The 14,637-nt window shown below is 49.6% G+C and carries 13 protein-coding genes; 5 read left to right on the top strand and 8 right to left on the bottom strand.

Features of this window, described 5'->3' with window-relative positions; genetic code table 11:
• Positions 1-14 precede the first annotated feature (14 nt).
• Positions 15-1,283: an ABC transporter substrate-binding protein gene (locus tag J3369_RS16040; RefSeq protein WP_349588698.1), complete on the bottom strand. Its 1,269-nt coding sequence runs from the start codon at positions 1,281-1,283 to the stop codon at positions 15-17.
• A gap of 114 nt (positions 1,284-1,397) precedes the next feature.
• The gene (locus J3369_RS16035) at positions 1,398-2,126 is read right to left on the bottom strand and encodes a choice-of-anchor H family protein (protein WP_349588696.1); all 729 of its coding nucleotides are present in this window, start codon (positions 2,124-2,126) and stop codon (positions 1,398-1,400) included.
• Between the two features lie 187 nt (positions 2,127-2,313).
• Between J3369_RS16035 and bla the strand changes: the two genes are divergently transcribed.
• Positions 2,314-3,045, top strand: a complete 732-nt coding sequence (gene bla / locus J3369_RS16030; protein WP_349588694.1) for a subclass B1 metallo-beta-lactamase — start codon at positions 2,314-2,316, stop codon at positions 3,043-3,045.
• 84 nt (positions 3,046-3,129) lie between these two features.
• Here the strand turns inward: bla and rraB are convergent, their stop codons facing one another.
• Both rraB and J3369_RS16020 read right to left on the bottom strand, forming a co-directional pair.
• Positions 3,130-3,525 carry a ribonuclease E inhibitor RraB gene (gene rraB / locus J3369_RS16025; protein ID WP_349588691.1) on the bottom strand — a complete coding sequence of 132 codons (396 nt, stop codon included), beginning with the start codon at positions 3,523-3,525 and terminating at the stop codon, positions 3,130-3,132.
• A gap of 55 nt (positions 3,526-3,580) precedes the next feature.
• Positions 3,581-4,309 (bottom strand): 1-acylglycerol-3-phosphate O-acyltransferase, encoded by a 729-nt coding sequence (locus tag J3369_RS16020; RefSeq protein WP_303572765.1) that lies wholly within the window; start codon positions 4,307-4,309, stop codon positions 3,581-3,583.
• Positions 4,310-4,473: 164 nt separating this feature from the next.
• Between J3369_RS16020 and J3369_RS16015 the strand changes: the two genes are divergently transcribed.
• The gene (locus J3369_RS16015) at positions 4,474-5,643 is read left to right on the top strand and encodes an HD-GYP domain-containing protein (protein ID WP_349588688.1); all 1,170 of its coding nucleotides are present in this window, start codon (positions 4,474-4,476) and stop codon (positions 5,641-5,643) included.
• A gap of 119 nt (positions 5,644-5,762) precedes the next feature.
• Here the strand turns inward: J3369_RS16015 and glnG are convergent, their stop codons facing one another.
• From glnG to glnA, 4 genes are all read right to left on the bottom strand, one after another.
• Entirely contained in the window at positions 5,763-7,178 is a 1,416-nt protein-coding gene (gene glnG, locus J3369_RS16010) for a nitrogen regulation protein NR(I) (protein ID WP_303572767.1), read from the bottom strand.
• Positions 7,171-8,256, bottom strand: a complete 1,086-nt coding sequence (glnL, locus tag J3369_RS16005) for a nitrogen regulation protein NR(II) (protein ID WP_119502309.1) — start codon at positions 8,254-8,256, stop codon at positions 7,171-7,173. The genes glnG and glnL overlap by 8 nt, the downstream gene beginning before the upstream one ends.
• Before the next feature lie 127 nt (positions 8,257-8,383).
• On the bottom strand, positions 8,384-8,893 hold the full coding sequence (locus tag J3369_RS16000; protein WP_303572768.1) for a DUF4124 domain-containing protein: 510 nt from the start codon (positions 8,891-8,893) through the stop codon (positions 8,384-8,386).
• A gap of 101 nt (positions 8,894-8,994) precedes the next feature.
• Positions 8,995-10,404 (bottom strand): glutamate--ammonia ligase, encoded by a 1,410-nt coding sequence (gene glnA / locus J3369_RS15995; protein ID WP_303572769.1) that lies wholly within the window; start codon positions 10,402-10,404, stop codon positions 8,995-8,997.
• Between the two features lie 568 nt (positions 10,405-10,972).
• On the opposite strand from glnA, the gene typA reads away from it, so the two are divergent.
• From typA to J3369_RS15980, 3 genes are all read left to right on the top strand, one after another.
• Entirely contained in the window at positions 10,973-12,799 is a 1,827-nt protein-coding gene (gene typA, locus J3369_RS15990) for a translational GTPase TypA (RefSeq protein ID WP_303572770.1), read from the top strand.
• 195 nt (positions 12,800-12,994) lie between these two features.
• Entirely contained in the window at positions 12,995-13,369 is a 375-nt protein-coding gene (locus J3369_RS15985) for a response regulator (RefSeq protein ID WP_119502305.1), read from the top strand.
• Between the two features lie 99 nt (positions 13,370-13,468).
• A complete protein-coding gene (locus J3369_RS15980; RefSeq protein ID WP_303572772.1) occupies positions 13,469-14,608 on the top strand; it encodes a MalY/PatB family protein in 1,140 nt (379 codons plus the stop codon).
• Positions 14,609-14,637: the final 29 nt, after the last annotated feature.

Here is a 14,637-nt window from a genome sequence, read left to right as displayed (position 1 = left end):
AAGAATGCGTACCACTAAGAAGTAATGAATTCATACCATTTCTGCAGACTATATTCATAAGTCGGCATAACAGTATTCCAAACGGCGACATGGCCGAAACGATCTTCGTAACTGCCGCCGGAACGTTGCTGTCCGCGATTTACAGACACTTTTCCATCCGGCCCTCTGAGCGGTTCTGAAGCTGGTAAACCTCTGTACCAGTAGTTCCATTCAGCTTCACTTAAATAAGACTTTGAACGTTGCGGGTTTGAAATGTAATACCCCTGACGGGCAATGAAAGCACCGGGCCAGCCGGACAACCACCAGTTCATGTATTCATAGGCAGCATCTTTTACCCGGCCCTGCGTAGCAGCAGAGAGGCACATCACGCCGTGCCAGCCACGGTAACCTTCACGGGGAGCCGCAAAGCGAACAGGAATATCCTGACCATTCAAATCAGATACAGCAGGAGAGAACATGCTTTCAATGGTGACCCGCTTCGTACGCATGTATTGCACCGATTCCGGTACGGAGGTCCAGAAGCCATTGAAATGCTGCAGTTGTTTAAGCTCAATCAGTAACAGGAACAGGCTGTCTAATTCTGCCCGCGTCATGGCGCCGATGTCTTCAAATTCCATGAAGCCTTTCGCCTTTGCCGCCAGAGCTAAATCAAATAACCCGATAGTCGGATCATTTACAATACCCACTTTTCCGCTGAATCTGGAGTCCAGCAACCAGCCCCAGCTCTCATCTGCACTGTTCATATCGGCCGGTAATGCGTTTTCCAGATAGCCAAAGGAATCAACATTGTGCACGTATGGGACGAAGCTGATTTCATCCGTGTGCTTTTCTCCCAGCGAGCCGTCGGCCTGAACGTTTATAATTTTGTGGGGGGCATCACCGGCACCGATTTTCGCTTCGGGAGAGACCTTGCCGGTCTTTGTCAGATCGTTAATTTCGTCCCAGTTACCAATACGGCGTTTATCGATAGGTTGAATAGCATTGGCCCGCCAGAGCACGTTGATGCTGTTTGACCATTGCTCATACAAATCAAAGCCCTGCGGATTCATGGTGGCTTTCTGAAGTACCGTTGCACTGCCGCCGGGAGCGAACTGCAGACGTATCCCCAGATCTTCCATAGCCTGCTGTCTCAGTGGTTCCTGCAAGGTCACATGGGTGCCAAGCACTCTTACCACAGGCTTCTCTTTGCCAATGGCAAAAGGCACCATGCCGGCGGTCAGCCAGCCTGCCAGAGAGCCTTTCAGCACTCGTCTTCTTGTCAGCAGGTTTTTTTGTTTGTCCATTCCGGTGGCGCTTAGTCCTGAGTCATACTTTATTGTGGCACTGAATGGACAGGTATGCCAAAAAAAGCGTTAAAACAGAGGCTGTTCTCTTTGAACAGCCCCGCAAGTAAAATGCTACCGGTGCGTGCGGCGTGATAACTTTCTCCATATCCCCATGCCCAGAAGGCCGGCGAGGAAGGGCCAGTACAGGGCTCCGCCGTGTTCTCTTACTTCCACCACGGTTTCCTGTTCAACAATGACGCGGTCGTAGTCCTGGCTTTCAAGGGGCACATAAGACAAGTCTGCATCGCTTGTATGGTCGGCAACAGCCAGCAATTCGTTTGTCTGCGCGTCGTAAAGCTCAATCATGATGTCATAGTCGAATGGACGGTAGCCGGTGATAAGGTCAGTTTCTATCACAAATTCATCGCTGGTACTTTCCCCGTAAATGTAAAACACAGATGACTCGTGCACCGGGTAGAAACTGTCAGCATCGCCCAGGTAAAGGACGGCATAAACGGGTACTTCGGCATAGACAGTATCAGCATCAAAGCTTACAGACACCGTCGTGGCATAACCGTCATAATCAGCGTCGTTGAAACGCTCAGTCCATGCATCGTAAATCCAGAAATCGGTGTTCACAACGGCATTCACTGCTGCCCGCTTTTTGCTGCTTTTTGTGGCTTTGGTAACGCTGGCCAGTGTATCGTTTCTGATAAAGTCGCCGTCTTTCGGGGTGTACGCTTCACCGAACTGAAACTCTCTGGCTTCAGTGGTCCGTTCCGTTGTTTCTGCCTGTGCCGGCGCTTGCAGAGCGGTAATGCCCATCAGAACAATTAACGGTTTCATTGTTTGTTTCAGCATCATCATTCCTCTTGTCTTTGGCTGACTAGGGGCTTAGTGTCGCCTGCGTAAACTGAACGGTTGCTGAAAGCAGTCTTAACCGCTGACAGTTTGCCCCTTTATCTGTGCATCGCAACGGGTTATCCGTAGACGGGATGTACCGGCCGGGATATAAACATGAGCAGACTTATTGATTACGGAATTATTCATGGTGCGGTTCGTTAAACTGACGGCGTTGCTGGTGTGGGGATTTTCTGCTTTCGCTCTGCACGGGGAAGAAATACCGGAGCAAAAGTCAATGCAATTGTTACCTTTGTCGGATGATGTGTGGCTGCATCTGTCATACAAGGAGGTAGACGGATTCGGGCTGGTGGAGTCCAACGGCGTGATTATTCTGTCTGAACAGGGCAGCATTATTATCGATACGCCGTGGACGGAGCAGGATACCGCGGAGCTACTGAACTGGGCCGCAGCACGTGGCATGCCGGTAACAACGTCGTTTTCCAGTCACTCCCATGAAGACCGTACTGCGGGCATTGGTTTGCTGAACAGCAAAGGCATAGATACACATGCGTCGAAAATGACCAATGCTATTCTGGAGAAGCAGGGCAAGCCGCTGGCAAAACAGGAAATTACCGGTACAACCTATGCTCTGGCAGAAGGTGTTGAGGTGTTCTACCCGGGCCCGGGACATGCGCCGGATAACAGTGTGGTCTGGCTGGCAGGAGCAAAGATTCTGGTGGGCGGATGTCTTATCCGCAGCGCAGAAACGGATAGTTTAGGTTATACCGGTGATGCCAGTCCGGAAGAGTGGGGGCCGTCAGTACACAAGGTATTAGCCAGATACCCTGAGGCGAAAATCGTCTTGCCGGGCCACGGATTGCCGGGAACCCGGGCGTTGCTGCACCATACTATCTCACTGACAGAAGGTGGTAGTTGATCAGCGCGACATCGTTGCTGAACAAAAAAGCCGGTGATACTTCTTGCAGTAAACACCGGCTTTCGTTGATGAGTCAGACAACCATCAGTCGTCGTAATCCTCATCGTCTTCTTCTGCTTCTTCGTCGCGGGGCATAAAATAAGTGCCCCAGCCGTCGTAATGCACATCGCACTTATCAGCAATCTTCAGCAGCGCATCTGTGTCTTTGTCCAGCGCATCCTGTTTCAGCTCACGCTCAACAATCGCGTCAAAACAGAAAATAGTACCGCCGTCGTCTAATACCAGCTCCTCAGCATCAGACACTTCGAAACCGGCTTTGAACGCATCTACGGCGGCTTTTTCCAGTTTATCGAAATCATTGGAAGCAAGGTGATGCTCAATGGTGTACACCGCATCCGCCTGACTGCCGTCTTCCAGCAGTGCCTCTATGGTTTCCTGGTTAAACGCGTACCATTCTTCCCGTTCATCAAACTGATTCATGTTATCTCTCAAAAACGTCAACTTGCCCTAGTGTAATTAACTGAACGGCAGGATGCTATCTCTTTGCAGATTCAATTTGTGCCACTTCTTCGTTAAGACGGGCGAATTTCTCTTCCATGGCTTTATGGAAATGTTCCGTCCAGCCTTTCGGGGAATGCTCGCGGGTAAGCTCTACCGGCGCATCAATATCGATAAGCACCACACCGTTGTTCCAGCGGTTCCACTTTACTTTTTCGTGTAAATCGCTGGCAGTAACCATGACAACCGGTACTTTAACAGCCTGAGCTAGCCAGAATGCGCCGGATTTAAAGGGCAGTAAACCTCTGCCGTAGCTGCGTGTGCCTTCCGGAAATACCCACACGGATGTCCCCTTTTCGCGGATTTTCTTACCGGCGATTTTTAACGTATCACGGGCTTTGCCGCTGTTCTTCCGGTCAATCATGATGTTGCCCGATAACCAGTAAATCTGCCCGAATACGGGGATCCACTTCAGGCTCTTCTTACCGATAGTCACCACGCCGGGCAAAGCCGCCTTACAAATGGTGATAATGTCGTAACTGCTCTGGTGATTGGCGATTAACACGTACGGGGTGTCTTCTTTCACCGCATCACTTTTCCGGATAATGATTTTAAGCCCCATAATACGGGACATCTGCGCATAAGCGTTGCCGGCGAAATGAACATTATTCTTGTGAAAAGGGCGAAGCACGCAAACCACTAAAACAACGATGTTTATCAGAATGAATGCGAAAAAGAGCGCGATTACGCGAAGAATTGCTAACACTACTGTTCCTGTTTTATGTTTTGCCGCGAAGTATACGGGATTGAGAGCAGTTCAGTTATCCGATCAGTCTGAAAATTTAGCCAAAAGAACACTATTGCCGATTAGCGAAACTGCCGATCAGATGATATAACTTAAATACATGCTTAATGCGGTAACCAGATAAAATGCAGACGTTTACACCGGAAGAACTTGAAGAAGATATCCTCAGTGACCTGATGGAGGAAATCAACGAACTTTATGAATCCAGCGAACAAACCCTCATAGAGCTGGAATTGCGTCCGGAAGATAATGAACTGCAACGCAGCCTGTTCCGTTCTATCCACACCATCAAAGGTGACCTGGGGCTGGTTAATTTCAGTCCGATGATCCCCTTACTTCAGCACGTTGAAGATTTGCTGGATTTTTTGCGTAAAGGGCAGATTAACTACACCAGTACCATGAGTGACCTGGTGTTGCTGACCATGGACAGGGTGAAAAGCTTTGTTCAGGATGTGATGAATGCCGGTTGTGCTGAATATGACGGTAATCTTCATGAACAACTGGTGCTGGCGATCACGCGGATCACGCCGGACAACCATGCTGATCACGACAAACTGCTGGCTGATGCGGTATTGCTGCTAAATCCGGATCTGGACATTGATACCGGTGAATCTGCCGGTACAGAGGAAACGGCTGAGGCGGAAGGTGAAAAGCCTTCTGCAAAACCCCCGCAGACGGTGGCAAACACTGGGATACTGAAAGGTCTGAGTGCCGAAAAACGGGCCGACATGCTGTTTTTCCGTGACCTGATGCAAACCATCGAACACCGGTCTAATTACTGGGCCGGGCGTGGCGACCGGATTGCAAAGCTGGCGTTATACATCAATAATGAAGCAGGCAGTCCCATCGATGACGATCAGTTGTCTGTTGCCTGTTACGTGCACGATTTTGGTATGGCGTTCATGCCGTTGCACCTGCTTAACAAAACAGACCCGTACACTGACGCCGAGTTTAATCTCATGCGATCTCACGTGTACAAAAGCTCCCGCTTACTGGAGCATCTCGACCAGTGGGATCACGCCCGAAAAATTGTGATGCAGCACCATGAAAGGGTAGATGGCAGTGGCTATCCGCTGGGCCTGAAAGAAGATGATATTTGTGACGGTGCCAAACTGCTGGCCATTCTCGATACCTACGATGCCATGACCCACTCACGGGCACATAATCAGGACTCGCGGATGTCTAAAAAGCAGGCGGTCATTGAACTGAACCGGGCTGCCAAAGGGCAGTTCAGCATGAAATGGGTTCGGCATTTTAATCAGGCCATGACGAGCCTGCTGACGAAGAATCCGTAATTTCCTTCACGGCGTAGTCGCCTGAACAGTGAATTTATTCATGTAAAAAGCCCGGTGCAGAACTTCTGCACCGGGCTTTTCTATTTGCGGTGACCGCGGAGACTTGCGTCAGGCGTTGTTCAGCCGTTCACATCCAGCTCTTTAAGTTTTCGGGTCAGCGTGTTCCGACCCCAGCCAAGACGCTTGGCGGCATCCTGTTTGTGGCCATGAGTGTAACTGAGTGCACGTTCCAGCATGATTTTCTCAAACGTGAGCATGGCGTCATTCAGGATATTGTAATGTCCTTCACGAAGCTGAGTGTCGGTCCATCTCGCCAGTAACTCGGGCCAGTCGCCGGTAGCGGTACCGCCACTTTTCTCGATAGTGCCCTCTGAGTGGATTTCCGGCGGCAGATCGCCGGGTAAAACTTCCTGTCCGCTTGCCATAACGGTTAGCCAGCGGCACACGTTTTCCAGCTGACGTACGTTACCCGGCCAGGGCAGGCGGGTCATCAGCTTCTCTGCATCTTTACTCAGTGACTTGGTTTCTACATCCAGTTCCTTCGCAGCACGGCGCAGGAAGTGTCTTGCCAGCAGAGGAATATCTTCACGGCGCTCTGCCAGCGACGGAATGTGGATACGGATAACGTTCAGGCGGTGAAATAAATCCTCACGGAACTTACCTTCCGCCACCCGTTTTTCCAGATTCTGGTGGGTTGCAGCGATGATCCGTACATCAACAGTCACCGATTGATGTCCGCCGACGCGATAAAATTGTCCGTCAGCCAGTACCCGTAACAAACGGGTCTGAACGTCCAGCGGCATATCACCAATTTCATCAAGGAAAAGGGTACCGCCGTTTGCCTGTTCAAAACGGCCCTGACGGGCAGTTTGTGCGCCGGTAAAGGCGCCTTTTTCGTGACCGAAGAGTTCCGATTCCACCAGGTCTGCCGGAATGGCTGCCATATTCAGTGCAATAAACGGATTGGCCGCCCGGGGGCTGTGACGGTGCAGGGCATGAGCAACAAGCTCTTTACCTGTACCGGACTGGCCATTAATCAGCACGCTGATGGAGGAGCGGGACAACCGGCCGATGGCACGGAAAACTTCCTGCATGGCCGGCGCTTCACCGATAATTTCAGTAACCGCTTCATCCTGAGGTACCTGATTTTGCCGGCTCTGTTCCCGTGCATGGGCCAGCGCCCGCTGCACCAGCGTAACGGCTTCGTCGATATCAAAAGGTTTGGGCAGATATTCAAACGCACCACTCTGGTAGGCATTTACAGCACTGTCTAAATCAGAATGCGCGGTCATGATGATGACCGGAATGAGCGGGTCAGTATTATGTACTTCCCCCAGCAGTGTCATGCCGTCCATCTGAGGCATACGGATATCTGACACGATAACCTCAGGGCGCTGGCCACTTTGTAATTGCAGTAAAAGATCTTCAGGATTCTCAAAACTCAAACACCCGATATTGGCTGCCTGTAATGCCTTTTGCAGAACCCAGCGGATTGAGCTGTCGTCATCTACAATCCATACGGATTCATTATTCATTATCCGACTCCTTTCTGGGGACAGGGAGATATAGCGTAAATTCGGTGTGGCCCGGATGGCTGTCTACCTCAATTTTTCCGCCGTGGTGATTTATTAATGTTTGTGCAATAGACAGGCCCAGCCCGCTTCCGTTTTGCTTGCTGCTGACCATGGGATAAAAAAGGGTATCTCTGATTGCGGCGGGAATACCCGGTCCGTTATCAATGATCTGGATTTTGGCCACCAGAGAGTGCCGCTTACCCAAAATGGTCATTTGTCTGTCTATACGGGTAACAAGCCGTATTTGCGGTGACGGTGTTTTCGCTTCTGTGAGCGCTTGAACACTGTTTCTTAAGATGTTCAGCACCGATTGCTGAATCATGTCCTGGTCTACTTTCAGATCCGGAATACTCGGGTCATAATCGCGGATGATAGTGATTGGGTTATCTGAGTCGACCCTCATCAGGCTGCGCACTTTCTCAAGCGCCTGATGGAGATTACTCCACTCAAGCCTTGGCAGCGCGTTGGGCCCGAGCAAACGGTCAACCAGGTTTCGCAGCCGGTCTGATTGCTCGATGATCATCTGCGTGAATTCATTATGGTCGGGATTTGTCAGCTCTTTTTCCAGCAACTGGGCGGCACCGCGAATTCCCCCTAAGGGATTCTTAATTTCATGGGCGAGGCCGCGGATCAGTTCTCTGGCGGCATCGTGCTGGGCATTTTGCTGATTTTCTCTGGAGATGCGGCGTTGCTGATCGATACGGCGCACCTCAAACATCAGTTTAGGGCCGTCATCAGTATTCAGGTTAGTGACAGTGAGATCAGACAATACACAACGCCCGTCTTTGAAGCACAGACGTAAATCGTTTTCGGTAAAGTCTTCGCCACGACGAATTGCCGCCCGCAAACGGGCATCATTGATGGCGTTCGGCGCAAAAAAATCCGATAGCTTGTGTCCGGAGAGCTGCTTCACCCCAGTCTCGAACAACGCTTCCCCTGCGTGATTGGCATAAACGATTTGCAACCGTTCGTTGACCATTACCAACGCTGTGTTCAGGTTGTTCAATAAATGGTTTGTTTCAAACTCGGTGGCTTGCATGCCGAGTATTCCTCGTTTGCACTTTTATGGTGCATTATAGTTTAATGCGTTCAAACGGTGTTAATTGCACCAAAATAAAATTTTCTGATGAACCCGCATGGTGCGCTGGCTGCGCCACCATAGAACGCTAATTGTTATTGATAAACACTGATGCCTGATGCAAATAAAGTGTTTGCTGAGGAGATGATGCAAGAGTCTTGCCCTTATTATCAATTATGTCTACATGATAAGTATGGGCGCCACGGTCAATGCCGGTGAGGTTGAACTTACCGCTACTGTTGATGCGGGTTGGCTGGCCGTCGAAAGTAAGACGGTAGCGGCCACGGAAGGCCGGGGTGGTAGCGGCAGTTATAGAAAACTGACCGTTGTTATTACGAATTGTGGCTTCCGGTTCCGGAGAGGTAATGGATACTTCATAGTCGGGCTGTTTATCGCGGGATTGTGTTTGTTGCGTCGCTTTGATGTCGGGGCTGTCTGCAACGTTACTGGTATTGGCTTCGAACTCAAGGGTCTCTGCGCCGTCCTGTGGCACGTCTGTATACAGAACGGTACCGTCTTCTTTCACGACTTTATAAATTGTTTGAGACTGTACTGAGGGCACGAACATAGCGGTGACAAGCAAAATGCGAAGTATCATCGGACACCATTTTCACAACGAAAGAATTCTCAGTCTAGCAAAAGCCGGGACGAAAAAAAGCCCGCAGATGCGGGCTTTTTCAAATCAAATCAGCGAGTGTCTTATACGCTGTAGTACATGTCGAACTCAACAGGGTGAGTAGACATGTTCAGTTTAGTCACTTCTTCAGACTTCAGACCGATGTATGCATCGATCATGTCGTCAGTCATAACGCCACCGGCTTTCAGGAAGTCGCGGTCGTTATCCAGTGCTTCCAGAGCCATTTCCAGTGAACTACAAACAGTTGGGATTTCTGCTGCTTCTTCTGGTGGTAAGTCGTACAGGTCTTTATCCATAGAGTCACCAGGGTGAATCTTGTTGATGATACCGTCGATACCTGCCATTAACATAGCAGTGAAGCCCAGGTAAGGGTTACCAGTCGGGTCAGGGAAACGTACTTCGATACGACGCGCTTTATCGCTTGTTACGTAAGGAATACGGATTGACGCAGAACGGTTACGTGCAGAGTAAGCCAGCATAACCGGTGCTTCAAAGCCTGGTACCAGACGCTTGTACGAGTTAGTAGAAGCGTTAGTGAATGCGTTGATTGCACGGGCATGCTTGATGATACCACCGATGTAGTACAGCGCTTCTTCAGACATACCAGCGTACTTGTCGCCTGCGAAGATGTTTTTGCCATCTTTAGCGATAGACTGGTGAACGTGCATACCAGAACCGTTGTCGCCAACCAAAGGCTTAGGCATGAATGTCGCAGACTGACCGTATGCATTTGCAACGTTGTGAACAACATACTTATAGATTTGCACTTCGTCAGCTTTCTTAACCAGCGTGTTGAAAGCACAAGCGATTTCGTTCTGACCAGCAGTTGCTACTTCGTGGTGGTGAGCTTCAACTACCAGACCCATTTCTTCCATAACCAGACACATTGCGCCACGGATGTCGTGTGCTGAGTCTACTGGTGGAACCGGGAAGTAACCGCCTTTTACGCCTGGACGGTGAGCAAGGTTACCGCCTTCGAATTCTGCACCGGAGTTCCATTTTGCTTCAGAAGAATCGATCTTGAAGAAAGAACCCGCCATGTCAGTGTGGAATTTCACATCGTCAAACAGGAAGAATTCTGGCTCTGGACCGAAGAAAGCAGTGTCACCGATACCAGTAGACTTCAGGAACTCTTCTGCACGACGTGCAACAGAACGAGGGTCACGGTCGTAGCCTTCAAGAGTAGTCGGCTCGACGATGTCACAACGGATGTTTACCTGAGTTTCTTCTGCGAACGGGTCAACAACGCAAGTTGTTGAGTCTGGCATCAGGATCATGTCTGATTCGTTGATGTGTTTCCAACCAGAAATTGAAGAACCATCGAACATTTTACCTTCTGTAAAGAACTCATCATCGACCAGACCCGCAGGGATCGATACGTGTTGCTCTTTGCCTTTTGTGTCGGTAAAGCGTAAGTCTACAAATTTAGCTTCGCTTTCTTTGATCAGCTCTAATGCCTTTTCTATTGACATCGTGTCCTCCGGATTTATTAGAATAAACGTGGAATGAACAATTTCACTCCAAAATAATTGAGAATCATTAAAGCTATTTTCATGCCACTTACATGAAGACGGTAAAACGCGGCTTAGCAGGCAGTAGCACAAAAATCCACAAACGCAAATGCACTATAACGGTGCAGTGAAGCTCTGTTTTGGTGCGTAAGGGTGTTTTTGATTCATCGGGTTCTATCGGACTGCTGAACATTATAAAGCCGTGATTTATCCGTACCGGCATGATTCGAACCGGAGCAGAAGAATAAAGGCTGTGACAATGCAGAAATTGCAGTATATGAAGATAAGAACTGATGCTTAGACTAGAACAAAGCAAACCCGGATACTAGTAGGATCATTGATAAAACATTGGAATAAATTAGATCCGCTCACAATTCAGAAAAGTGTCACAAAGAAAAATAAAAAAATATGCGCAAAGCGAAAGGAATTTCTGTACAATCCGCGCACATTTCACTATTCCGTTTTTGTAATCAAATCTGCCTGATGTTTTTCTTACATCTGCAACGCTGATTTCCAAGGCTTTGACCCAATGAACACCACTGATATTAATAAGTTACGCAATATCGCGATTATCGCGCACGTTGACCATGGTAAAACGACTCTGGTTGACAAACTGTTACAGCAATCCGGTACGCTGGAAAGCCGTGGCGAAGCCCAGGAACGGGTAATGGACTCTAACGACATCGAGAAAGAGCGTGGTATTACCATTCTGGCGAAAAACACCGCCATTAACTGGAATGACTACCGCATCAACATCGTAGACACCCCGGGACACGCCGACTTCGGTGGTGAGGTTGAACGTGTAATGTCGATGGCTGACTCAGTACTGCTGCTGGTTGATGCGCAGGAAGGTCCTATGCCGCAAACCCGTTTCGTAACGCAAAAAGCGTTTGCTCAGGGTCTGAAGCCAATCGTAGTAATCAATAAAATTGACAAGCCGGGCGCACGTCCTGACTGGGTAATGGATCAGGTTTTTGACCTGTTCGATAACTTAGGTGCGACTGACGAGCAGCTGGACTTCCAGGTTATCTATGCATCAGCCCTTAACGGCTGGGCATCAATGGATGCAGACACCAAAGGCGAAGACATGACGCCACTGTTCCAGTTAATCGTGGATCAGGTTGAAGCGCCAAATGCAGACCCTGCCGGTGCATTCCAGATGCAGATCTCTCAGCTGGACTACAACTCATATGTTGGCGTAATCGGAGTTGGTCGTGTTAAGCGCGGTAGCGTGAAGATGAACCAGCAGGTTACTGTTGTTGGTGCTGATGGTAAGAAGCGTAACGGTAAAGTGGGTCAGGTACTGGGTTACTTAGGTCTTGAGCGTCATGAAGTTGAATCTGCTCATGCAGGTGACATCATCGCGATTACCGGTCTGGGCGAACTGAAAATCTCTGACACTGTGTGTGACGTAAATACAGTGGAAGCGTTACCGCCTCTGAGTGTTGATGAGCCAACAGTAACCATGACGTTCCAGGTGAACACATCTCCGTTTGCGGGTAAAGAAGGTAAGTACGTGACTTCACGTAACATCCTTGAGCGTCTGCAGGACGAGCTGGTACACAACGTGGCACTGCGCGTTGAAGAAACGACTGACCCGGATAAATTTCGCGTATCAGGCCGTGGTGAACTGCACTTAGGTATCCTGATTGAAAACATGCGTCGCGAAGGTTACGAGCTGGCGGTATCACGCCCGGAAGTAATCCTGAAAGAAGTTGACGGCGAGCTGCAGGAACCGTTTGAAACACTGACTATCGACTGTGAAGACGAGCACCAGGGTTCAATCATGGAACAGCTTGGTCTGCGTAAAGCAGAAATGCGTGACATGAACCCGGATGGTAAAGGCCGTATCCGTATGGACTTCATCATTCCAAGCCGTGGTCTGATTGGTTTCCAGACTGAGTTTATGACTATGACTTCAGGCTCTGGTCTGTTGTACCACACGTTCGACCACTACGGTCCGCACAAAGGCGGTACTATCGGTAAGCGTAAGAACGGTGTACTGATTGCAAACGCAATGGGTAAAGCACTGACTAACGCTCTGTTTAACCTGCAGGAACGCGGTCGTCTGTTCATCGGACACGGTGTTGAAGTTTACGAAGGTATGATCATCGGTATTCACAGCCGTGACAACGACCTGACAGTAAACGCCCTGAAAGGTAAGCAGCTGACAAACGTGCGTGCATCAGGTACTGATGAAGCGCAAACTCTTGTTCCACCTGTGAAGATGTCTCTTGAACAGGCGCTGGAATTTATCGATGACGATGAACTGGTAGAAGTTACGCCGGTAAGCATCCGTATTCGTAAGAAGCTGCTGACTGAAAACGACCGTAAACGTGCCGGCCGTGCGAAATAAGTACTGAGTATTTTTGAAAAAGCGTCCTGATGGACGCTTTTTTTTCGCCTGAAGTATTGTTTCAATCCCGGTGAATAAGACTTATTCTTCATGTTGCGCCGGATCCGGCAATGTATGTGTCTACATTGAGCGCCGGAAAGTCCGGAAAGAGAAATAGTTCAGAGCTGCTGTAGCAATGCTGTTAAGGAGTAAAGTGTGGCTGAATACACCATCGCGGTGATAGATGATGATACGATAACGTTAGACATTGTGACCTATGCACTGGAAGAAGAGCTGGGTGCTAATGTGTTTGCTTTCAGCCGGAGTGAGATGGCGCACGACTTTTTAGTCAACCAGCCGCAGGATAATTTGTCTTTGATCATCAGTGATCAGAACATGCCCCAATACGACGGTTTGACGTTGCTGAAAGCGTGCCGTGAAGCAGGATTGAAAACCCCCTTCATCTTACTGACGGCTGATGCCACACGTGACACGGTAATCGCAGCGAAAAAAGGCGGAGCCACCCAGTTTCTCGCCAAACCGTTCACAACAGAAAACCTGGTGCAGAAAGTTAAGCAACTGGTGGATTGAAGCTGACCGTTAATCGTTGTAGTGTTACAGGCACAAAGATATGGCCCGCAGGGGCCTTCTCGCACTCTCTTTTAGCACTGCAACACAGGAAAATCTCACGTGCCTTTCAATTTCGACGATACGCCTTCCCGTCAGGATACCTATTCTTTTAAATGGCAGAAATACGCCGGTCAGGACATCATTCCGGCATGGGTTGCCGATATGGAATTCCGTTGCGCCCCCGCCATTCTGGATGCACTCTCTTCCAGTGTTGATCACGGCATCATGGGTTATGTATTGCCGGCACAGTACAAGCCGGCTATTGAGGCTGTTCAGCGCTGGCTTGAAGACAAACACGACTGGGTTATTGATCCTGACTGGCTGGTATGGACGCCGGGCGTCGTGCCGGCATTTAACATTGCCATTAAAGCGTATTGTAAGCCCGGTGATAAAGTGATGGTGCAAACGCCCAATTATCCGCCGTTGCTGGCTGCGCCAAAAATTAACAGCATGGAGCGTGTCGATATCGGTACCGTTGACGTAGACGGCCGGCCTACACTGGATTTTTCTGAGCTGGAAGCCCAGGCCGCGGATCCAAAGTGTAAGTTACTTATTCTGTGCAACCCGATGAATCCTGTGGGAAGTGTGCTGAGCCAGCAGGAGATTGATCGTGTCGCTGAGATTTGCCTGCAAAATGACGTGAAATTGTGCAGTGATGAAATTCACTGCGATTTGATCCTCGATGAAACAGTAAAACACATTCCGGCAGGCAGAGTGGAAGCGCTGAAAGATGTCAGCGTTACCCTGATGGCTGCCAGTAAAACCTTCAACGTGGCCGGTCTGGGTGCTTCATTTGCGATTATCCCTGACCGTCAGCTGCGTCAGCAGTTCGTGCAGTCCGCAGCCGGTCACATGCCGTGGGTAAACCTGTTGGGGCTGGTGGCCACTGAAGCGGCCTTTACCCAATGTGATCAGTGGCATTCTGAATTGCTGACCTACCTGAGAGGTAACCAGGCAACACTGATTGAACAGGTGAATGCGATTGACGGTCTGAAAGTGCATCAGTCGCAGGCAACATTTCTGGCATGGATAGACGCCAGCGGGCTGGATGTGGCGAATGTGCAGAAATGGGCAGAAAGCCGGGGCGTGGGACCATCACCCGGCGCTGACTTCCTTGCGCCGGATCATTTCCGCATTAACTTTGGTTGCAGCCGTAACATGCTGAACAATGTGCTTGGCAGACTGGCAGGTAAAGCCTGATCAGTCAGCCGGCCGGCTGATATTGCGCC

The sequence above is a fragment of the Alteromonas sp. NFXS44 genome, from assembly GCF_040148705.1.
Taxonomy (GTDB): domain Bacteria; phylum Pseudomonadota; class Gammaproteobacteria; order Enterobacterales; family Alteromonadaceae; genus Alteromonas.
This window is presented reverse-complemented; position numbering and strand designations above follow the sequence as displayed.